This window comes from Aeromonas sp. 84A (assembly GCF_051919345.1).
GTDB lineage: Bacteria > Pseudomonadota > Gammaproteobacteria > Enterobacterales > Aeromonadaceae > Aeromonas > Aeromonas veronii.
Genome location: NZ_JBQBEW010000001.1, coordinates 4,332,439 through 4,353,154, shown reverse-complemented (window position 1 = coordinate 4,353,154; position 20,716 = coordinate 4,332,439). Strand labels below are relative to the sequence as shown.

Genomic DNA, 20,716 nt, shown 5'->3' with positions numbered 1-20,716 from the left:
ACATGAGCCGTGAATATGACTACAACAAGCTTGTCGCTCACCGAGTTGCTGAATGCGTTGGGATCACCGGAGCGCCTCACCGCGCTCAAGGGGATCCGGCGCGGGATCGAACGTGAATGCCTGCGCATCACGCCGGATGGCCGACTCGCCCAGAGTGACCATCCCCGGGCGCTGGGCTCGGCCCTGACCCATCCCAATATCACCACCGACTACTCGGAGAGCCTGCTGGAGTTCATCACCCCGGCCACCGACTCCATCGACAGCCTGATGGAGCAGCTCGGCGACATCCATCACCATGTGATTCAGCATCTGGGTGACGAGCGGATTTGGCCGCTCTCCATGCCCTGCTTCGTCGGTGGGGAAGAGAGCATCCGGCTGGCCCAGTACGGCAGCTCCAATATCGGCAAAATGAAGACTCTCTACCGTCAGGGTTTGAAGAACCGCTACGGCAGCCTGATGCAGGTGATCGCCGGAGTGCACTTCAACTTCTCCATGCCAGACAGCTTCTGGAGCGAGTGGCAGGATCTGGTGTGCGAAGGGTGCTGCAGCCAGCGCTTTATCTCCGACAAGTACATGGGGCTTATTCGCAACGTCTACCGCTTCGGCTGGCTGGTACCCTATCTGTTTGGTGCCTCCCCGGCCATCTGCGAATCCTTCCTCAAAGGGCGCAAGAGCAACCTGCCGTTCGAGAAGACCGGCAAGGGTACCCTCTATCTGCCTTACGCCACCGCGCTGCGTCTCTCTGATCTGGGTTATACCAACAGCGCCCAGGCTGGGCTCAAGATCAGCCACGACAATCTGCCGGCCTATGTCAGCAGTCTGCGCCGCGCCATCAACACCCACAATCCCGACTTTGCCAAGATCGGGGTCAAGGTGGATGGGGAGTATCGTCAGCTTAACGACAACGTGTTGCAGTTGGAGAATGAGCTGTACGCCCCGATCCGCCCCAAGCGCACCCCGCGCAGCGGCGAGAAGCCCTCGGATGCGCTGGATCAGCGCGGCATCGAATACATCGAGCTGCGCACCGTGGACGTCAACCCCTTCACCCCGCTCGGCATCGATGCGGATCAGATCCGCTTCTTCGACCTGTTCCTGGTCTGGTGCCTGCTGCGCCCCTCTCCGGTGCTGAGTGACGAGGAGATTGCCCGCAACCGCCGCAACCAGAACAAGGTGGTGCTGGAAGGGCGTCGTCCCGGCCTGACGCTGGAAGATGAGCAGGGCAATGCCATTGGCCTCAAAGAGTACGGCCTCAAACTGTTCGACGAGCTGGCTCAGGTGGCCGATCTGCTGGATCGCTGCTGCGGCCGCAACCGCTATCGCGAGACGCTGGCGATGCATCGCGAGAAGCTGCTCAACCCCGAGCTCACCTACTCCGCCCGCATGCTCAGGGAGTTGCTGGAGAGCGGCAAGGACAACGGCTGCTACGGTGACAAGCTGGCGACCCGCTATCGCGAGGAGCTGCTGGCAGGGGAGCTGCAGTACTGGGATGAGGCCTACTTTGCCGGTGAGGCGAAGGATTCGCTGGCCAAGCAGCGCGAACGCGAGCGCAGCGACAGCCTGTCGTTCGATGACTTCCTGGCCGACTACTTCGGTACCACTACCACTTCGGTCTGAAGGCGGGTTCGTACCAACCAAAGTGCCAACAAAAAGCCGCTCGAGTGAGCGGCTTTTTGATTTCTCTGAACCTGAGCGATATCAGACGTGGTTGTACTCAGACATGGTTATACATGGCCTCGATTTCACTCTGGTACTTGGCCTCGATGATCTTGCGGCGCAGCTTCATGGTGGGGGTCAGCTCACCCAGCTCCATGGAGAAGGCGCTCGGCAGCAGGGTAAACTTCTTCACCTGCTCGAACTTGGCCAGCTCTTTTTGCAAGTCGGCGATGCGGGCTTCGAAAAACTCCATCACCCGGGAGTGGCGCAGCAGCTCGGTCTTGCACTGGTACTGCAGGTTGATGGAGCGGGCGTACTCCTCCAGCGACTCGAAGCAGGGCACGATCAGCGCCGAGACGAAGTGGCGGGCATCGGCGACGATGGCGATCTGCTCGATAAAGCGATCCTTGCCGATGGTCCCTTCCACCAGCTGTGGTGCCACGTACTTGCCGTTGGAGGTCTTCATCAGCTCCTTGAGGCGCTCGGTGAAGTAGATATTGCCCTGGCTGTCGAGCTCACCGGCATCGCCGGTACGCAGGAAGCCATCCTCGGTCATCACCTCGGCGGTGGCGTCCGGCTTGTTGTAGTAGCCGCGCATCACGGTCGGGGAGCGCACCAGCAGTTCGTTGTTCTCACCCAGCTTCACCTCGATGCCGTTCAGTGCCGTGCCAATGGAGCCGAGCTTGAACTGGCTGTCTTCGTAGCAGCAGACGGTGGCGGTGGTCTCGGTCATGCCGTAGCCGTACTTGAGGTTGAGCCCCATCGCCTGGAAGAAGAGGTTCACATCGTCGGCCAAGCGGGCGCCCGCCACTGGCAGGAAGCGGGTACGACCGCCGAAGCGGGCGCGCAGCTTGCGAAACACCAGTCGCTCGGCGAGCCAGAGCTGGCCGTAGAGCAGCAGGGAAGCGGACTTGCCCGCCTGACGGGTGGCAACCATCTGTTTTCCGACCTTGGTCGCCCAGCCAAACAGGGCGCGACGCAGAGCCGGAGCCTGAGCAACTTTGGCCTGGATCATGGCATAGGCCTTCTCGTATAGGCGCGGCACGGCGCACATCACGGTCGGCTGCACCTCGCCAATCACATCCATCACCTTCTGCGGATCGCGGATATAGACGTTCTCGGCACCACAGTAGAGCACGTAGTAGCTCCATGCCCGCTCGAACACGTGGCTGAGCGGCAGCATGCAGAGCGACACATCCTGCTGATTGAGGTCGAGGCGGCTGTTGTGCATCTCGAAACAGGCGGCGATGTTGCTGAAGTCGAGCATCACCCCCTTGGGCTCGCCTGTGGTGCCGGAGGTGTAGATCAGGGTCAGCAGATCATCCATCCGGTACTGGGTTTCTCGCTCGCGCAGCTCCTGCTCGCTGGGCTGATGGTTGCCGGAGACCAGAAATGTCTGGAAGTGGCTCGCCTGCTCACAGCCGCGCAGGTTGACGTTGCCGTCGAGGGCGATGAGCTGGCGGATCTCGCCGCTTTCAATCAGTTGCAGCGCCTGATCGAACTGAGGTTGTTCGCCAACGAACAGCACCTTGATGCCGGCATCTTTGACGATGTAGCGCAGCTGATCGAGTGTGCTGGTGGGGTAGATAGGGACGCTGACGCCGCGGGCGGCAAGGATGCCGAGATCGGCCTGGGTCCACTCCGGCATGTTGCGGGCATAGATGCCGACCATTTCGGTTGGCTGGTGGCCGGCACGGATCAGCGCCTGTGCGCAGTAGTCCATGGCCTGGCCCAGAGTACGCCAGCCGATGGCGCGCCACTGGCCATCCTGCTGAACCCGCAGGGCAGCCTTGTTGCCAAGCTGGGCAATACGTTCACGCATCAGTCGAACCAGATGAAGCTTCGGCATCAGTTAAACATCCTTTAATTACAGTTGTACGCCCGCGAGGGCACTAAAAATCGGGCTAGAGTTTAAACTCCAACATTACGGCTTACAAGTGTTCGCTGTTTGTCTTGGATCACAAAGAGCGCAAATAGCTCTCCCTTTGCGCAGACTGGCCGATACTGCTAGGAGGCAGAGAGAGGGTTAACGATATGAATCTGTGGGTGAAAGGGGCGTTGGCCGCGGTCGGGCTGATGGTGGTGGGGGGCGCTGCGTTTTGGTTCTTTGCCGGAACGTCATCACAGGGGCCCGCCAATCCCTGGTATCAGGGGGCCGAGGGGTATCAGCAGGCGCAGCAACAGGCGCTGGCGTTGGGCTATCCGCTGCTCTATGTGCTGGAGACCCCCAAGTGCCGCCGCTGCGGCGATCTGGAGAAGAAATTCTGGCAGAGCAAGGAGATGGCTGGTCCGCTTGCCCGGCTGGTGAAGGTGCGGCTCAACCCGGGCAAGGGGGATGGCAGCGAGCAGATCCTGCGCCGCTTTCCCAAAGTCGCCACACCGCCCGGCATCTATATCCAGCAGCCGGGGCAGCCCCTCAGGCCCATCAAGATAGTGGTGGATATCGACCAGATCTGGATGCCGGGAAAAACCTGGCAGCGGGGCTTCTATATGCCGCTCTCCGGTGCCGGATTCGAGGCGGTAGTGCATACCACTCTGGCCTTGCAGGATCCCGCACTGGACAACGCCCCCCTCGATTGAGGGGGGACAAAAAGGCTGGATCAGCCGAAATCGAACAGTCGCGACATCAGCACCGCATCTTCCCTGTCGTTGCCGGTGCCGTAGTAGTCGGCGCGGCGGCAATACTCGGCAAAACCGGCACTCTCGTAGAGGTTGATGGCGGTCTGGTTACCGGCCCGTACCTCGAGAAACCAGGCCTCAGCCCCGGCTTGCTTGCTGCGCGCCAGATAGGCCTGCAACAGCGCCCGTCCCAACCCCTTGCCCTGAAACGCCGGATGCACGCAGATATTCATCAGCGAGCTATCACCGGCCACCAGATCCGAGATATAGAAGCCCGCCGGGCGACCATCGACCAACATCAAACCGTTGAGATAGCGAGGACCGAAGCAGGAGAGCAGGTTGGCCTCACTCCACGGCTCCTTGTGAGCGGCTTGCTCGATGGGGTAGACAAGGTCGAAATCGCTCTCGAGTAGGGGACGAAACTCAGGCATGGGGGCTCCGGATGGCAAGATGTTGGGCACTGGGGTTAGCAGAGGTTGCAGAGGCGGCATTTGTAAAATCAGGTAAAAAGAGCGGCATCACAGTGGAACTTGGCGGCATGATGCAGGATCACGCCGCGCTGGCCGCAAGGTGCTGGCGCAGCTGTTGCCACAGGGCGCGCTTTTGTGCGGCACTGGGGGTTAGCGGGCAGATCAGCGCATTTGGCCGCGCGGGGTTGGCCTCCGTCAGCCAGAGCAGAGGGGAGGCGCCCGCCGTTTGCAGATCGGCAGGCGGCAGCTCGCTGAGCAGTGAGACCTCGTCGGGAGTCATGCCGAGCAACTGGCAGATATCCGCCAGCAGCGTGGTGGCAGGCAGCTGAGGCGCCAGCAGCCAGAGTTTGCCGCTGGGCAGCGGAGCGCTGGTGGCCGGTGCCGTCTGGCCCGGCTGTGTGGCGTTTTGCTCAAGCTCGGGAGCGGGTGCTGCGCCCAGCAATGCCGGACGACGCAGTTGCCAGCTTTGAATGCCCATGCGGGCCAACATGCTCTGACGAACGGGATCTTGCATTTGAGGCGACTCACTCTTGATCTGCATTGGGGAAAATTGTGTTGCGCAGGGTACACTCGAACCGCTTTTGCTGCACCCTTTGCAACGCATCATCTGGCGCATGCGGGCATGGTACTCATCACGACACTGGCCATGCATGGGCGCAGCACGCTGTCGATACGGTATCGCACTGCCCTTGCGTTTTTCCCTGCCAGAGGCGGGTATTGTGCGGCAAGAGATACCAGAATAAACATCATAACAAGACAAAACCCAAGGTCGAGCAAATGGATATCGCGCCTTGGGGCTAACATCATCCCAGCTTCGGAACACTCTCTATGTCGTCTTTAGCTCAAGCCCAGAATCCTGCGCGTCTTATTCCCATCCAGGAGCGATTGCCCCGGCTGCTGGCCGCCCTCGGTGAGGGGCTCTACGAACGGCAGGATGCCCTGCGCCTCGGTCTGCTGGCGGCCCTCAGTGGCGAGAGTGTCTTCTTGCTGGGGCCACCCGGTATTGCCAAGAGCCTGATTGCCCGCCGCCTCAAGCTGGCCTTTCACGACGCCCGCCACTTTGAATACCTGATGACCCGTTTCAGTACGCCGGAGGAGGTGTTCGGCCCCCTCTCTATTCAGGCGCTGAAAGAGGATGGCAAATACCTGCGCCTCACCACCGGCTATCTGCCGGAGGCTGAAGTGGTGTTCCTCGACGAGATCTGGAAGGCGGGCCCTGCCATCCTCAACACCCTGCTCACCGCCATCAACGAGCGGCAGTTTCGCAACGGAGACAGCCAGCACCCCATACCGATGCGCTTGCTGGTGACTGCCTCCAACGAGCTGCCGGCGCCGGACAGCGGGCTGGAAGCGCTCTACGACCGGATGCTGGTGCGGATCTGGATGGATCGGGTGCAGGAGAAAGCCAACTTTCAATCCATGCTGGCCAGCGATGGTCACGCCCACCAGAACTTGCCGGAATCCCTGCAGATCCGGGGGGATGAGTACGAGCAGTGGCAGAGCCAGATTGAACAGGTGCGCCTGCCGGATGCCTGTTTCGAGCTTATCTATCAGCTGCGCCAGCAGCTCGACAGCCAGCTGGCCCATCGCTGCTATGTGTCGGATCGCCGCTGGAAGAAGGCGGTACGGCTCATCAAGGCGAGCGCCTTCTTCAATGGCCGCGATGAGGTCGCACCGGTAGATCTGCTGCTGTTCAAGGATTGTCTCTGGCATGACGAGGAGTCCCGCACCGCCCTGCTGGAGATGATGACCGAGTTTTCTCGTCTCTACGGCTATCAGCAACTGGCGATGACCCGTCAGCTGCTGGCGTTGCGGGATCAGTTCAAACAGCTCAAACAGAGCGTGGCCCAACGCCTTTGCACAAAGGCCCGGCAACGCAAGCAGTGGTTTGGCCGGCGGGCCCGGGGTATCGAGATCCCGCTTGCCAATGCCAGACCCTTTGGCAAGCAGGTGCACTTCCATCTGCTCACCCCAGCGCCGCTGGATGGCAGCGATCCCGAACGTCTCACCCGCACCCTGGTGTTCGATCGCACCCTGCTCTCCCATTGGCATCCCACCGGTGAGGCGCTGGTGGGTTATGAGTTCGGCAACCCGAAAGAGGGGCATTACGAGCTGGTGCTGGACGATGAACTGCGGCTGCAGGTGCTCGATATCCAGCGCCAGCAGATCCCGTTGGTGCTGATGGAGCGCAACGCCATCCCCGAGGTGGTGCTGGCGCCTTGGTTGCAGTCGCTCGACGAGCAACTGGTTCAGGTTGGCAAGGTGATGCAGGAGCTCAAGCAGCAGCGCAGCCTGTTCGAGCGTCACCAACAACACCTCTTTATCGACTCACGCTGGTTGCAGCAGGTGGAGGACAGCTTCTTCGTGCTGAACCGGGATCTCGAACTGCTGCGCAGCGAGCTGACCCAGTGGCGCGAGCGGTTGCCAAGGCTGGACGAGTAAGGAGCGCTCATGCTTGAGATCGGCATGCTGGATCTGGGACTGCTGATTGGCGAAGGGGAGCTTGCGGGTGAGGTGGCGCTCCTGCTGGCGGCCTCGCCCAAGATTTCCGAATTTATCAAACGCTCCCCGCTACAGGGCAAGTTGCTGAAAAAGCGCCTGCAGAGCTGGGGCGAGCAGCTTGGTGAGGAGATCCGTCACAAGCCGGTGCCGGTGGCGCTGGAGCAGGAGTACCTGCTCTATCAGGCGCATCGGCAACTGCCGATGACCGAGCTGATTGGTCGCCTGCCCGGCTTGCTGGAGTCGCTGGAGCAGTACAGCCCCTTCGCCGGTGAGGCCCGCTCCTTGGTGCGTCAGCTGACGGCCCACCCCACCGAGGGGCTGCGCCAGCTCTTTATCGACAAGTGGCGCGCCAGTCTGGTGGGGAGCCTGCTGCAACTGCAGCAGCAGATCGCCGAAGCGGAGCGGGAGAAGCAGCGTCAGGAGATTGAAGATCAGCTGCTGGCGAGCCGCACCCTGGCCGATGCCCTCGATCCCAACCAGATCTCCGCCGGTGGTTTGTGGGATCTGGCGCAAGGGCACTGGCACAAGCGCAGTCTGGTGCTGGTCAAGCAATACGCCCGCATGTTGCAGCGCGAGCCTTTGCTGGCGGAGATTGCCGGTCTGCTAGGGCGCAGCGAGCGGGATCGGCGGGCGCAGGAGCAACCTGTGCCGCCGGTTCAGGTGCTGGAGTTGGAGCCAGCACCCAGCGACGATGTGCCGGACGATCTGGTGGGGATCCATCAGGCCAGCGATCTGATGAGGTTACTGCCAAGTGAAGCTGTGATGCTGGGGCTGCCGGAGCTGGAGCTGGAGTTCTACCGCCGCTATCTGGAGCGGCGTCTGCTCAGCTACCAGTCACGTGGCACCTTGCCGCGTCAACGCATCATGCTGCGCACTCCGGAGCAGGGGGGGCAGCAGTTGCAGCAGCGAGGCCCCTTTATCGTCTGCGTCGATACCTCCGGCTCTATGGGGGGATATCCCGAGGAGTGTGCCAAGGCGCTGTTTCTGGCGTTGCTCAAGGTGGCGATGGATGAGAAGCGCGGCTGCTACCTGATGCTCTTCTCCACCGAGGTGGCGACCCTCGAGATCACTGCAGATACCGGGCTGGACAAGGCGGAGCGCTTCCTCTCCATGAGTTTTCACGGCGGTACCGATCTGGTGCCCTGCCTGGAAAAAGCGCTGGCCAAGCTCGATGATCCCGCCTTTGCCAAGGCGGATGTGCTGGTCATCTCCGACTTTATCGCCCAGAGCCTGCCTCATCCCCTGCTCGATCAGATGAACCGCTATCGCCAGCGCCAGACCCGTTTTCACGCCGTCGCCATGTCCCGCCACGCCAAGCAGGCGCTGCTGCGTGTATTTGACAACAGCTGGCTGCTCGATTGCGGCTTGCGCGGCCGGCTGCTGCGGCGCTGGCAGCATCACTAGTGACCGGGAGGGGGCAACCCCTCTTGGGTTGTTATCCCGCCCCCTCTTTTTCGCTGTGCGTCCCCACTTTCATTCCAACGCGATGATATCGCAGTAAAATGTGACTAGCCTGCCATTCGGGCTCTCTGTCCGGGTGATAGCCTTTACAACCATTGTTACAGGGGAAAAGATGATGATTTTCCGGCATCGGCTTGCCCGATGATCTTTCCCATTGATCCGGAGTGTGTATGAGCCGACTTGCCTTGCTGCTGTTGCTGGCGGTGTTCGGGCTGGCAGCCAAACCCTTGTCCCCCGAGCAGTTGGAAAATGAACTGGGAGGGATGGAGCGGGTCTACCAGCCGATCGAGTTGCTGCGGGAGCGCCTTGCCCGTTTGCAGCGGGACGGCAACGCCTATCCGCCGTCGCAGCAGATGCGGATCAGTCGTCTGGCTTGCTGGGCCCAATCGGCCGATGACATGCAGGAGTCCCGTACCGCCATCGCCAATGCGGAGCGGATGCTGGCCATTGCGCGCGCGCAGGGTGATGACGCCGCCGTGGCGGAGCTGACGATTTGCCGCGGCTGGTTCAATCAGCTGCTCGGCGAGGTAGCGAAGGCTCGTCACGATTACGATGAGGGGCTGCGGCTGGCAAGAGAGGCCGCCTTGCCGAAGCTGGAGGCGCTGGCGCTGGCCCGCCGGGGGGCCATGCTGTCTTTTCAGGGGGTCTCAGGCCAGGGGCTGATGGATCTCACCAAGGCGCACAATATCTACGAACAGCTGGGGTTGCCCACCTGGTATCACCAGGCGCAGCTCGAGATTGCAGCCACATTTCGCCGGATGGGCCTCTATGCCGAAGCGCTCGCCACCCTCAACCGGTTGAGCGAGCACTTTGCCAGAAGTCACGACGGGTTTGGCTCGGCAAGGCTAAGTGATCAATTGGCGATGGTCTATCTGCAGACCGGGCGTTATCAGGATGCGCTGGGCGAGCTTGAACGCAGTGCGGCCTTTTATAATCAGCCTCAATATCTGATTGAGCATGCTGAACGCATGGTGATGCAGGCCGAGGCTCTGCTCGGGCTGAATCGCCCCGCTGATGCCGGACGCTTGCTGGCACAAGCGGCGAAGGTGCTCTCTCCCGATGTTGACCCCATCCTCCATGCGCATCTCGAGCTGGTGCGGGCGAGGTTGAGAGTCGAACAGCAGGAACCGGCGCCAGCCTTGCGTGCGCTTGAGAAGATTGAGCCGATTTTGAAGGTGGAAGGGCACGTACGTTTTTTGCTCGAGCTCTACTGGGTACGCAGTCGGGCGCTCGAGTTGCAAGGCGACTATCCGGCGGCGCTGAGCGCATTGCGGGAGCATCTTGTGCAGGAGCAGCGGCTCGATCAGCTGTTACGGGAACAGAGCACTGCCTGGGTTCGCGGCGAGTTCGAGCTGGCCCGTCAGGAGGGGGAGAACGAGCGACTGCGAGTCGAGCAGAAACTGCAGCAGCAGGAGCTGGAGCAGGTCAAGGAGCGTCGCTTCTGGCTGCTGGTGGTGATGGTGCTCTGCGGGGTACTGGCGCTGCTGACGATGGGGTGGCTGCTGGATCGCAACCGTCGGATGCGTCGTCTGGCCTTTACCGATGAGCTGACCGGCATCAACAACCGCCGTCGGGTGCTGCGGCAGGGCAGCGATATGCTGACGCTGGCTCGCAGGCAGGGCACGCCATTTTGTCTGCTGGTGTTCGATATCGATCACTTCAAGCGGATCAACGATACCCTGGGCCATCATCAGGGAGACAGGGTGCTGCAATGGGTCTCTCGAGCGGCAGATCGTCAGCTGCGGCACCAGGATCAGTTGGGGCGTACCGGCGGAGAGGAGTTCTTGATCCTGCTTCCGGATACCAGCCTTGAAGAGGCGTGCCGGGTGGCTGAGCGGATCCGTCACTTGGTCGCCAACCGGGCGCTGCCCGGCATGTCGTACCCGGTAACCATCAGTATCGGGTGTGCCTCTCTGCGAGACGATGATCAGGATCTGGCGGCCTTGATCCAGCGTGCCGACAATGCGCTGTATCGTGCGAAAGAGGCGGGGCGCAACCGGGTGGAGACAGACGAGTGACGGGCTGGGTATTGTCACTCACCAGGGTGTCATCGCTATTGGGGAGCACTCTGATACGGCGATGATGCTCGTCCCCTTCGCTCGTTCTTGCCTGAGATGGCAGATTGGCAAGCGCGAGCGCAGAAGACCGTTAGAAGGGCGTTATGCCCAGGCGCTGCCGCCATTGAGGTGAAGCACCTCACCATTCATGTTGTTGTTGCTCATCAGGAACAGTGCGGCCTGCGCATAATCCTCTCCCTCTCCCAAGCGTTTCAACGGCAGGCTTTGCGCCACGGCAGCCACTTTTTGTGGGTCATTGCCCAGCGCTTTAAGCAACATGGGAGTGCGCATGGGGCCTGGGTTGATAACGTTGATCCGACGGGGGGTCAGCTCGGTAACCAGACTGTGAGCCAGCGTTTCAACCGCGCCAGCTGCAACGGCAGGGAGTGCCTTACCTAGTTGTGGGCGGCGCGTCACCATCCCGGACGTGAGCACGATGGAGCCGCGTTCGGACAGTTTGGGTGCTGCGGCGCGGATCGCATGAACACTTCCCCAGAAGCGGCTGTCCATGTTGATTTTCAAGTCTTCGATGGCAGCGGTGAGAAAGCTGCCTGGTCGCATGACGGCGGCGGTGATGACGAGATGATCCAGCGAATCCAGCTGGTTGAAAAAGTGATTGACGGAGTCGACGTCGAGAATATCCAGTTGATGGCCACTGGCATTTGGGCCCAGTTCAGCCAGCGCAGTGGCAAGCTGCTCACGGCTGGAACCGCCGATAATGACCTTGGCGCCTTGCTCGATCGCTTGCTGGGCGGTGGCCAGGCCAAGACCCGAGGTACCACCGATAATGACGATCTGTTGATTGTGCAGGGTGGAATGTTTCATGTAATGACCTCTCCATTATGTAGATACGATTTACATATTTGTAGCTGGGTAGGGAAAGTCCAAGTATGAAAATTTATCAAGAGTGGTTGTTGCTGGCATGAGGAGGGGGCCAAGTCCACGTGGTCCGGATGCTGCCATCCGATTCGGAGCGTTTGATTTTCTGTTCAGTTGGAACCTGTGTAACGGCTGGACGGCCAAATTATCATCTCTTGTCAGGCTGGGTATTTTTCACTCGCGCGGGTATAATGTCGCGCAATTTTGCTTTGACTCAGGCGAGAAGACCCATGTAACGCAACCCTCCTCCCTCTCTCCACCAGGTTGGCAATACGCCAGCTGGCGTGGCTTTCGTTGCGTATACATGTGCCGTGAGCGGCATTCCGGATTTATTCCCACGGTGGCTGATGCCACCGCTCAATAGAAGAACGTTGAATTATGTCAGCTGAATTTCTGAGTGAAGTCTCCAAGAGACGCACTTTTGCGATTATTTCGCACCCGGATGCGGGTAAAACCACCATCACCGAGAAAGTCCTGCTGTTCGGACAGGCCATTCAGCGCGCCGGTACCGTCAAGGGCCGTGGCTCGGGCCAGCACGCCAAATCCGACTGGATGGAGATGGAGAAGCAGCGTGGTATCTCCATCACCACCTCGGTGATGCAGTTCCCCTATGCCGATTGTCTGGTCAACCTGCTCGACACCCCGGGTCACGAGGACTTCTCCGAAGATACCTACCGTACCCTGACCGCGGTCGACTGCTGCCTGATGGTCATCGACGCAGCCAAGGGTGTTGAAGACCGGACCCGCAAGCTGATGGAAGTGACCCGTCTGCGTGATACCCCCATCCTCACCTTCATGAACAAGCTGGACCGCGAAGTGCGCGATCCGATGGAAGTGATGGACGAGGTGGAGCGCGAGCTGAAGATCATGTGCGCCCCGATCACCTGGCCTATCGGCTGTGGCAAATCCTTCAAGGGTGTCTACCACCTCTACAAGGACGAGACCTATCTCTATCAGAGCGGTCAGGGCCATACCATCCAGGAGAAGCGGGTGGTCAAGGGGCTGAACAACCCGGATCTGGATGCCGCCGTCGGCGAAGATCTGGCCCGGCAGCTGCGTGACGAGCTGGAGCTGGTGCAGGGCGCCTCTCCCGAGTTCGATCACGATGCCTTTATCGCTGGCGAGATGACCCCGGTCTTCTTCGGTACTGCACTGGGTAACTTCGGTGTCGACCACATGCTGGATGGCCTGACTGACTGGGCGCCGTCTCCCATGCCGCGCAAGGCCGAGAGCCGCGAAGTGGTGGCGACCGAGGAGAAGTTCTCCGGCTTCGTGTTCAAGATCCAGGCAAACATGGATCCGAAGCACCGTGACCGTATCGCTTTTATGCGTATCGTGTCAGGTACTTACAGCAAGGGCATGAAGATGCGCCATGTGCGTATCGGCAAGGATGTGAACATCTCCGACGCCGTGACCTTTATGGCCGGTGACCGTGAGCAGGCGGAAGACGCCTTCGCCGGTGATATTATCGGTCTGCACAACCACGGCACCATCCAGATCGGCGACACCTTCACCCAGGGTGAAGATCTCAAGTTCACCGGTATCCCGAACTTTGCGCCGGAACTGTTCCGCCGCATCCGCCTGCGCGATCCGCTCAAGCAGAAGCAGCTGCTCAAGGGGCTGGTCCAGCTCTCCGAAGAGGGGGCGGTGCAGGTGTTCCGTCCGTTGATCAGCAACGATCTCATCGTCGGCGCGGTCGGTGTGCTGCAGTTTGACGTGGTGGTTTCGCGCCTCAAGAGCGAGTACAACGTCGAGGCCATCTACGAGGCGGTCAACGTCTCCACCGCCCGCTGGGTGGAAGGGACTGACGTCAAGAAGTTCGAAGAGTTCAAGCGCAAGAACGAGGTCAACCTGGCCCTGGATGGCGGTGACAACCTCACCTATATCGCACCGACCATGGTCAACCTGCGCCTGGCACAGGAGCGCCACCCGGACGTGGAGTTCCGCCAGACTCGCGAGCACTGATACTGCTTACCAAATCCCGCCAGATGGCGGGATTTTTTTATGCATCAAGGAGAGGTGATGGTTGAATCGATGAATCCTGCCTGCTCGGCTCTGGCTGAGAGTTATCTGTTATCCCTGCCGGTGGCAGCACGGGCTCGTCATGTCTCGGCGGACTACTTCTGTGCTGATGCACACAATGCCAACCTCTGTGCCGCGCTGGTAGTAGCAGGCCGCAAGCGAGCAACCTGTAGCCTCGCTTACTGGTATCTGGAGAAGGGCGAGCGGATGCCGGAACAGGGGGACCTACTGGTGGTGACCGACTGGAGTGGTCTGCCCAAGGCTCTTGTTGAACTGGTGTCAGTCACCTTGTGTCCATTCGATGAGATTGATGCTGCGTTTGCCGCCGAGGAGGGGGAGGGCGATGGCTCTCTGGCTTGGTGGCACGAGGCGCACAAGGCCTTCTTCGAACGCGAGATGAAGGCGGAAGGGAGAGAATTTGATGAGCACGCCACGCTGGTGCTGGAGCGATTCCGGGTAGTGGCGCTGCCATAGTAAACAAAGCGGCAAGCAGGGGATACTTCTGCTTGCCGCTATCACTTTAGATCGCCAAGTCTAACACCATACAGATCTCGCAATCCCCGTGGCCGGTGCAGCCAAGGGGGCCGGGCAGGTGTTCAAAGCCCAGTGATTCATAGAGGCTGGTGGCTTCGCGTAAGACCTCAGTCGTCTCCAGATAACAGCGTCGGTAGCCCAAACCACGAGCGGCATCCAGCGCTTGCAACACCAGCCGTTTGCCAAGGCCCAGTCCGCGTAGGGCGGGCATAAAGTACATCTTCTGCAGCTCGCAGACTCCCTCTTCTCCTGCCAATGGCGCGATACCACCACCGCCGAGGATGGAACCGTCCGGCCCTTCGATAACCCAGTAGCGGCTCTTCTCCCCCTGATAGCTCTGGGAGAGGGTATCGAGATTGGGATCGGATACCCCATAGCCCTTGTCGGCGGTGAGGCCATATTCGGCCGAGACGGCGCGGATCACCAAGGCGATCTGGGCATTGTCTGCCGCCGTGATGGGGCGGATCCGGTAGCCCCGCTGGCGACGGGCGCGGGAGAGGGCGCTGCGATAGAGCCGCAGCCCTTGCCACAGCAGCTCCCGCTCGGGCAGGCTCAACTGCGCCAGCATCTCTTCCATCGCCCCGTCCATCTCCCGGTGCAACTCCAGCAGCATCCCCTGACCGTTGACGGTGAGGCGGGCCTCCTTGCTGCGCCCATCGGAGGGGTGCGGGTGCCAGCTGATGAGCTCCCGCTCGGCGAGGCGGGCCAGCGGGCGGCTGGCGTTGGATTTGTCGATGTGCAGCTTTTCTGCCAGCTGCTGGTTGGTGGCCGGGGCGTTTTCCAGCTCGATCAGCAGGTGAGCCTCGATGGGGGTGAGGGCCAGATTGCCGCACTGCTGGGAGAGCATGCCGAGTTCGCGAACCAGATCGCGCGACAGGGCGCGCAGGGGACGGGGATCCATATCGTGGGTTCCTTTTTTAGTTGTGCATGACAACTAAAATAGCGTAAAAGTTGTAATTCGCAACCTTTTGCTGTGATGACTTGCAGAATATGAGGTGAGCGGCAGCCCCGTTGATTGGGCTGCCGCAGGTGGGGCGGTCGTCAGGCGGCGGCTCTGATAGCCAGCTCCGGGCGGCGGGAGAAGCAGCGGGCCAGCAGCAACATGGTGGCGACGCCTATGGTACCGAGCACCAGCCAGGGGAGGGCCGGTTGTCCCTGTTGCAGCGAGAAGTCATAGAGGGAGCCGCCGCCCACATAGCCGGTCATGCCCCCCAGCGCCAGTCCGAGGCGGCTAAAGCCCATGTAGCTGCCGCGGGCTGTGGGGTTGGCCAGCCGGGTCATCAGGGTCTCCCGGGCTGGTTCGCAGATGATGATCCCCAGATAGAAGCAGGCCAGCAGTACGAAGATACCGGAGAGGGTGCTGACGAAAGCGACCAGCCCGATCCCCACCGTCATCAGCAGGATACCCGCCATCAGCCGGCTCTCCAGCCGATAGCGCCGCTCGCTGAAACGGGCGATAGGGTAGAGCAGCGCCAGTGACAGCGCCGTTTCCAGGCTGTACATCCAGCCCACTGCCGTGGTGGTGCCGGAGAGCTGCTTGACCAGAATGGGGAAAATAAGCATCACCTGTACCCACAGCATGTAGTAGCCGCTCAGGATCAGCACCAGTCGGCAGAAGGCGCGATCCGCCAGCACCTGCCCCAACCCTTCCCGCATCGGAGTCGGTTTGACCGAGAGGCGGTAGGCGGGCAGCAGGGTCCAGTTGCAGAGAGCCGCCAGGGTGAAGAGCCCGGCACCCAGCAGGCAGACGTAGGTGAAGTCAAAGCGCAGCAGCCAGCTGCCGAGCAGGGCACCGGTGACGGCTCCCGCACTCTCAAGCATCATCAGCAGGGAGATAAAGCGGCCCCGCTCATGGGGACGGGTAAATTTGATCACCAGTGCGGCCCGTGGCGGGTCGAACAGGCAACCGCCCAGTCCGGAGAGGAAGCAGGAGAAGATCAGCATGGCGCCGCTGTCGGCCCAGGCCAGGGTGGCGAAGCCGACGGCGCGCAACAACATGCCGGTGACGATGAGCGGGCGGGCGCCAAAGCGGTCAGCGAGGGAGCCGCCGAAGATCCCCAGTCCCTGCTGGGTCAGCTGGCGCAGGCCGAGGGCCAGCCCAACCAGACCGGCCGCCCAGCCGAGTTGATCGACGAAGCGCAGGCTGATCATCGGCATCACCACAAAGAAACCCAGGATCACCAGTGTGGTATCCAGCGCCAGAAACCAGCGTCCCCAAAACCTCGCCCTATCGACCATAACGCCCTCTCATTCAAAGATATCTTCATTCTGGAGAGGGTTTAGATATAGTGGTAGACGACAACTACCTATATTTCATATCAGGATTATTTATGTCTATGGATCTGGACGATCTGCAACTGCTGCTGGATGTGGCCGAGCTGGGCAGCTTCAGTCAGGCGGCGGCCATTCGTGGCTGGTCACAGCCGCTGGTGAGCCAGCGGATTGCCCAGCTGGAGGAGAGCCTCGGGGCGCCGCTGTTTCAGCGTCATCGACGCGGGGTGACGCCGACCCGTGCCTGCGAGGAGTTTCTGCCATCGGCCCGCTCTGCGCTAGCGATCCTGAGCGAAGGGCGGCTGGCACTGCAGGGGGCACCGGCGCTGCCTTGTATCCGTCTCTCCAGCCTGCCCTCCCTCACTTCGGTGGTGTTTGGCTCGCTATTGATGGAGCTGGTGGATGAGCCGTTCGAGATCCGCTGCACCACGGATCACTCCGGCGAGATCATGCAGTCGCTGCTGACCGGCGAGGCCGATATCGGCTTTGTACTCAAGCGTCCGCCAGTTGCGGGCCTGCAGATGGAGCTGCTCTGCTGCTCCCCCATTATCGCTATCGCCTCGCCATTGCATCCGCTGGCCGGTTGTCACGGCCTCACCCTGGAGGATATTGCCGACCAGCGGCTGGCGCCTCAGGTCTGGGGGCCGGGGTGTGACGTCTTTATCCAGCAGTTGCGGCGGCTGCGGCGGGCCGCCAGCCCCCTGCATGCGGTGCAGCCCGCCAGTGCGGCGCGGGATCTGGCGCTGGAACACGGGTTTATCACCCTGATGCCGGAGCTGGCCATCAAGCGGGATCTGGAGGTGGGGCGGCTGGTCAGGCTAGATGTGCGCAATCTGCCGCAAGAGCATTGGGATGTGATGATGGCGTGGCGCGGTGGCAAGCGGCCCAATCCGGCCCGGGAAACCGTGTTGGCCACCGCCCGCACGCTGGCGAAACGGTGGCGCAATGAGTAGAGCGATGCGGGACAAGGCCCGCATCGGGTGGATCAGTAGCTGGCCTTGAGGGTCACGCCACTGAACGCGGAAAACCCTGACAGCTGCACATGCCAGGTGCCCGCCTTGGGATTGGTGAACGAGCAGCTTTCGTTATTGCCCCCCTTGTAGGGACGGCAGTCGTAACTGCTGCTGGTGGGGGCGCTGCCAAAACGGACGTAGAGGTCGGCATCTCCGGTGCCGCCACTGCTGCTGATCTGCAGCGACCTGGTGCCCGCAGGTACGTTCAGGGTGTAGTTGAGCTTGCCACCCTTGCTGGCGGCGAGGTTGCTCACCGGCACGCCGTTTTGCAGCACGTTGTCGCTCGGTGGCGGCGTGGTGCCGCAGCTGGCATCGACCCCGACGGTCTGGAAGGCCCGTGCTACATCCGCCTGACTGTAACCCAGATCGGCGGTCGCCCGGCTGACGCCGCAGGCCCCTTGCTGGTAGTTGGTGTTGGCGCCCCAGTAGAGGCGGTTGGCCAGCAAGAACACTTCAAATGCCTTGCGGGTGTTCCAGCCGCTGCTGGTGGCGAGCAGGTAGAAGGCGCGGTTATAGACCCCGGAGCTGTGGTGTACATCCATCCCCTCCTGATAATCCGCGGCATGGCCGATGGATCTGCCATCCCGGGTCGGATCCTCGAAGTAACGCAGGGAGCCGTTGCCCTTGAAGATCTGGGCACCGACCAGCCAGTCGTTGCTCCCCTTCATGTAGAACTCGGCCGCTTCCCCCGCCATATCGGAGAAGGCCTCGTTGATGCCGCCGGATTGTCCTGAATAGATCAGCCCGGAGTTCTGCTCGGTAAAGCCGTGGCTCACCTCGTGGGCCGCCACATCGAGGCTTACCAGCGGGTGGAAGGTGGTGGCGCCGTCACCGAAGGTCATCTGGCTGCCATCCCAGAAGGCATTTTCGTAATTCTTGCTGTAGTGAACCCGCATCTTCAGTTTGAAGGTGAGGGGCGCTGTGTTGTACCAGTTGCGGTACATGTCGAACACCACGTTGCCGAAGTAGTGGGCATCGTTGAGGGGCGAGTAGGCGCCGTTGATCTCCTTGACCCGGTTCTCCGGGCAGGTGAACTGGTGGATGGCACCGCCTGAGGTGGCGTGGTTGAGGTTGATGGTATCGACGTTGGGGCTGGTCATCCGGCAGTTGTCATCCACGATGAGCGGGCCAAAGTCGGTGCCGTAAAAGTATTTGCCGGTCTTGATGTTGCCCCCGGGGCCGCTGGCGTCCTTGTGGTTGATCCCCTCCCAGCGTTTGAGCTCCTCACCGCTCTGGGCATCAAGAATGACGAAGGGGCGGCTTGGCTTGTCACCTTCGGCGATGAAGGAGACCTGATAAACCAGCCGGGCCAGCCCGTTCTCATCCTGCATCACGTAGAGTTTGACCTGCTCGTTGCTCCCCTTGCTGCCCGCCTTGGCCTTGCTGGCGGCATCCTGTGGCGAGAAGGTGGCGACCGGGCTTGCCACATCCTGATCGATCTGGCGCAGCATGCGCCCGCTGGCCTGTTGCAGCTGGCCGTTCAGGCTCTTGTCAGCCACGACGACCTGACCCATTACCGGGATGCCGTTCCAGACCTGCTCGTAGCGGATCCGCTGCTGGCCGTTGGGCAGCTTGACTACCCGCACCTGACGAAACTCGCCATCTTCCAGCTGCAAGGTACCACTCGCGGCACTGAGGCCTGTCATGGCCCGGATGCCGTTTGCCGTTACGTTGATCTCTACCTCTTGCGCCGCCAGTGCGGCGCTTCCCCAGCAGGCCAGCGCAACGGCCAGATAAATTTTATTCATCTCTTCTTTCCTTAAATCGATGAGGTTGATAAACCGACCGAAGGTCGGGCGTTTTGAAGCTAGTGCCGGTGGGGGAAAGTGCCCCCTGTCAAAAGTGACAGCGCAGCACAAAGGGGTAGCAGGATCTGCCAAAGTGCCGTTTGGGGGTATTCGTCGGCGCCATGTGGAGAGCATTATCCGGTTTCAGACACCCACCCTCCTCTTTTGAGGGAGGAGAGTCCGTGCGCTGTCACCCTCTGCGATGCCTGCTGGAGGAGGGCCGTAAAAGTGGCTGGCGCGGCCAGTGGCGATTGGCTACATTGGGTGCTGGCTTTCGATTTGATCACTGATTTGAAAGGAGAATCCCATGTTTTCATGGCAGTTGGACGACGAGCTTGCGCTGCTCTTCTTGCAGCCCGATATGGCGAGCGAACTGTTTGCCCTCTGCAATGACAACCGGGAGTACCTCTCCCAGTGGCTACCCTGGCCGCCACTGATCCAGCGCCCTGTCGACAGTGCCCTTTTCATTCGCAGTGCCATCGAGAAGTTCGCCCGCGGCGAGGGGCTCACCACCGCCATCGAGTATCAGGGGGAGGTGGTGGGGGTCATAGGTTACAACAGCATCGATCATGACCTTGGCAAGGTGGTCATCGGCTACTGGCTGGCGGAGCGCTGGCAGGGTAACGGCATCATCACCCGGGCCTGTCAGGCCCTGATCCACCACGCCTTCGAGGAGATGGGGATGGAGAAGGTGGAGATCAGCGCCGCCACCGATAACGAGCCCAGCAGAGCCGTCTGTGAGCGGCTCGGGATGCAGCTGGAGGGGGTGACCCGGCGCGCAGAGCGGCTGGGCAACCGGATTGTGGACCATGCCCACTACAGCTTGCTGCGCGATGAGTGGCTAAGACAGAGGGAGTCCTGATGGCGCTGGCACATATCAAGACGGCCCGCACCCACCTGACCATACTGTCGCCGGATCAGGCCCCCATGATGCTCGACTTCTACCGGCGCAACCGTGACCATCTCGCCCCCTGGGAGCCGCTTCGGGACGAGCACTTTTACACCCTCTCTTACTGGCATGCTCGGCTGCAGGACAGTTACAGTCAGTTCTTCAACGGCACCGGTGTCAATCTGGTGGCCCTCGATCCGGCTGGCGAGCGGGTGATCGCCACCTGCAACTTCAGCAATATCCTGATGGGGGTCTTCAAGGCGTGTCATCTGGGCTACGCCATCGACCAGCAGCATCAGGGGCAGGGGGTGATGAGAGAGGTGCTGTCAGCTGCCATTGACTACCTGTTTCGGGAGCACGATCTGCATCGCATCATGGCTTGCTATATGCCTGCCAATCAGCGCAGTGGCGCCTTGCTGGAGCGGCTCGGCTTCGAGCGGGAGGGATTCGCGCGGGCGTATCTGATGATCAATGGCCGCTGGGAGGATCACATCCTCACCTCGCTGATTAATCCGGCCTCCTGAACGACAGATAAAAAAACGGGCCCGAAGTTGCCTTC

17 protein-coding genes are annotated in these 20,716 nt (G+C 61.0%); 10 read left to right on the top strand and 7 right to left on the bottom strand.

Annotated features, from left to right (window positions below; genetic code table 11):
* Positions 1-15: 15 nt before the first annotated feature.
* Positions 16-1,614, top strand: coding sequence for a glutamate--cysteine ligase (gshA, locus tag ACTG20_RS19685; protein WP_194495154.1), 1,599 nt, complete (start codon positions 16-18; stop codon positions 1,612-1,614).
* Positions 1,615-1,711: 97 nt separating this feature from the next.
* On the opposite strand, the gene ACTG20_RS19680 is transcribed toward gshA, so the two are convergent.
* Positions 1,712-3,502, bottom strand: a complete 1,791-nt coding sequence (locus tag ACTG20_RS19680) for an AMP-dependent synthetase/ligase (RefSeq protein ID WP_439987343.1) — start codon at positions 3,500-3,502, stop codon at positions 1,712-1,714.
* Positions 3,503-3,729: 227 nt separating this feature from the next.
* Between ACTG20_RS19680 and ACTG20_RS19675 the strand changes: the two genes are divergently transcribed.
* Positions 3,730-4,233, top strand: a complete 504-nt coding sequence (locus ACTG20_RS19675; RefSeq protein WP_371155262.1) for a hypothetical protein — start codon at positions 3,730-3,732, stop codon at positions 4,231-4,233.
* Positions 4,234-4,253: 20 nt separating this feature from the next.
* On the opposite strand, the gene rimI is transcribed toward ACTG20_RS19675, so the two are convergent.
* Together rimI and ACTG20_RS19665 are read right to left on the bottom strand one after the other, a co-directional pair.
* Positions 4,254-4,703 carry a ribosomal protein S18-alanine N-acetyltransferase gene (rimI, locus tag ACTG20_RS19670; RefSeq protein ID WP_005340505.1) on the bottom strand — a complete coding sequence of 150 codons (450 nt, stop codon included), beginning with the start codon at positions 4,701-4,703 and terminating at the stop codon, positions 4,254-4,256.
* Between the two features lie 118 nt (positions 4,704-4,821).
* A complete protein-coding gene (locus tag ACTG20_RS19665; RefSeq protein WP_194495158.1) occupies positions 4,822-5,256 on the bottom strand; it encodes a DNA polymerase III subunit psi in 435 nt (144 codons plus the stop codon).
* A gap of 314 nt (positions 5,257-5,570) precedes the next feature.
* On the opposite strand from ACTG20_RS19665, the gene ACTG20_RS19660 reads away from it, so the two are divergent.
* The 3 genes from ACTG20_RS19660 to ACTG20_RS19650 all read left to right on the top strand — a co-directional run bounded on the left by ACTG20_RS19660 (position 5,571) and on the right by ACTG20_RS19650 (position 10,723).
* Positions 5,571-7,184: an ATPase RavA domain-containing protein gene (locus tag ACTG20_RS19660; protein ID WP_194495160.1), complete on the top strand. Its 1,614-nt coding sequence runs from the start codon at positions 5,571-5,573 to the stop codon at positions 7,182-7,184.
* A gap of 9 nt (positions 7,185-7,193) precedes the next feature.
* Positions 7,194-8,648, top strand: a complete 1,455-nt coding sequence (gene viaA / locus ACTG20_RS19655; protein WP_075116288.1) for an ATPase RavA stimulator ViaA — start codon at positions 7,194-7,196, stop codon at positions 8,646-8,648.
* Positions 8,649-8,875: 227 nt separating this feature from the next.
* Positions 8,876-10,723 carry a tetratricopeptide repeat-containing diguanylate cyclase gene (locus ACTG20_RS19650; RefSeq protein WP_194495162.1) on the top strand — a complete coding sequence of 616 codons (1,848 nt, stop codon included), beginning with the start codon at positions 8,876-8,878 and terminating at the stop codon, positions 10,721-10,723.
* 141 nt (positions 10,724-10,864) lie between these two features.
* Here the strand turns inward: ACTG20_RS19650 and ACTG20_RS19645 are convergent, their stop codons facing one another.
* A complete protein-coding gene (locus ACTG20_RS19645; RefSeq protein ID WP_108541512.1) occupies positions 10,865-11,587 on the bottom strand; it encodes an SDR family oxidoreductase in 723 nt (240 codons plus the stop codon).
* A 429-nt stretch (positions 11,588-12,016) separates the two neighbouring features.
* Here ACTG20_RS19645 and prfC point away from each other — a divergent pair, with 429 nt between their 5' ends.
* Together prfC and ACTG20_RS19635 are read left to right on the top strand one after the other, a co-directional pair.
* Positions 12,017-13,606, top strand: coding sequence for a peptide chain release factor 3 (gene prfC, locus ACTG20_RS19640; RefSeq protein ID WP_085942070.1), 1,590 nt, complete (start codon positions 12,017-12,019; stop codon positions 13,604-13,606).
* Positions 13,607-13,663: 57 nt separating this feature from the next.
* The gene (locus ACTG20_RS19635) at positions 13,664-14,137 is read left to right on the top strand and encodes an ASCH domain-containing protein (RefSeq protein WP_088870136.1); all 474 of its coding nucleotides are present in this window, start codon (positions 13,664-13,666) and stop codon (positions 14,135-14,137) included.
* Between the two features lie 46 nt (positions 14,138-14,183).
* Here the strand turns inward: ACTG20_RS19635 and ACTG20_RS19630 are convergent, their stop codons facing one another.
* Together ACTG20_RS19630 and mdtH are read right to left on the bottom strand one after the other, a co-directional pair.
* Positions 14,184-15,098 carry a bifunctional helix-turn-helix transcriptional regulator/GNAT family N-acetyltransferase gene (locus tag ACTG20_RS19630; protein WP_194495164.1) on the bottom strand — a complete coding sequence of 305 codons (915 nt, stop codon included), beginning with the start codon at positions 15,096-15,098 and terminating at the stop codon, positions 14,184-14,186.
* Between the two features lie 140 nt (positions 15,099-15,238).
* Complete coding sequence (gene mdtH / locus ACTG20_RS19625) at positions 15,239-16,435, bottom strand: multidrug efflux MFS transporter MdtH (protein ID WP_005340523.1); 1,197 nt, start codon at positions 16,433-16,435, stop codon at positions 15,239-15,241.
* 92 nt (positions 16,436-16,527) lie between these two features.
* Here mdtH and ACTG20_RS19620 point away from each other — a divergent pair, with 92 nt between their 5' ends.
* Positions 16,528-17,421, top strand: a complete 894-nt coding sequence (locus ACTG20_RS19620) for a LysR family transcriptional regulator (protein WP_005349020.1) — start codon at positions 16,528-16,530, stop codon at positions 17,419-17,421.
* Between the two features lie 32 nt (positions 17,422-17,453).
* Here ACTG20_RS19620 and ACTG20_RS19615 read toward each other — a convergent pair whose 3' ends face one another.
* The gene (locus ACTG20_RS19615; protein ID WP_194495166.1) at positions 17,454-19,229 is read right to left on the bottom strand and encodes a M4 family metallopeptidase; all 1,776 of its coding nucleotides are present in this window, start codon (positions 19,227-19,229) and stop codon (positions 17,454-17,456) included.
* Positions 19,230-19,575: 346 nt separating this feature from the next.
* Here ACTG20_RS19615 and ACTG20_RS19610 point away from each other — a divergent pair, with 346 nt between their 5' ends.
* Both ACTG20_RS19610 and rimJ read left to right on the top strand, forming a co-directional pair.
* Positions 19,576-20,130, top strand: coding sequence for a GNAT family N-acetyltransferase (locus ACTG20_RS19610; RefSeq protein ID WP_005340529.1), 555 nt, complete (start codon positions 19,576-19,578; stop codon positions 20,128-20,130).
* A complete protein-coding gene (gene rimJ, locus ACTG20_RS19605; RefSeq protein ID WP_194495168.1) occupies positions 20,130-20,681 on the top strand; it encodes a ribosomal protein S5-alanine N-acetyltransferase in 552 nt (183 codons plus the stop codon). The genes ACTG20_RS19610 and rimJ overlap by 1 nt, the downstream gene beginning before the upstream one ends.
* Positions 20,682-20,716: the final 35 nt, after the last annotated feature.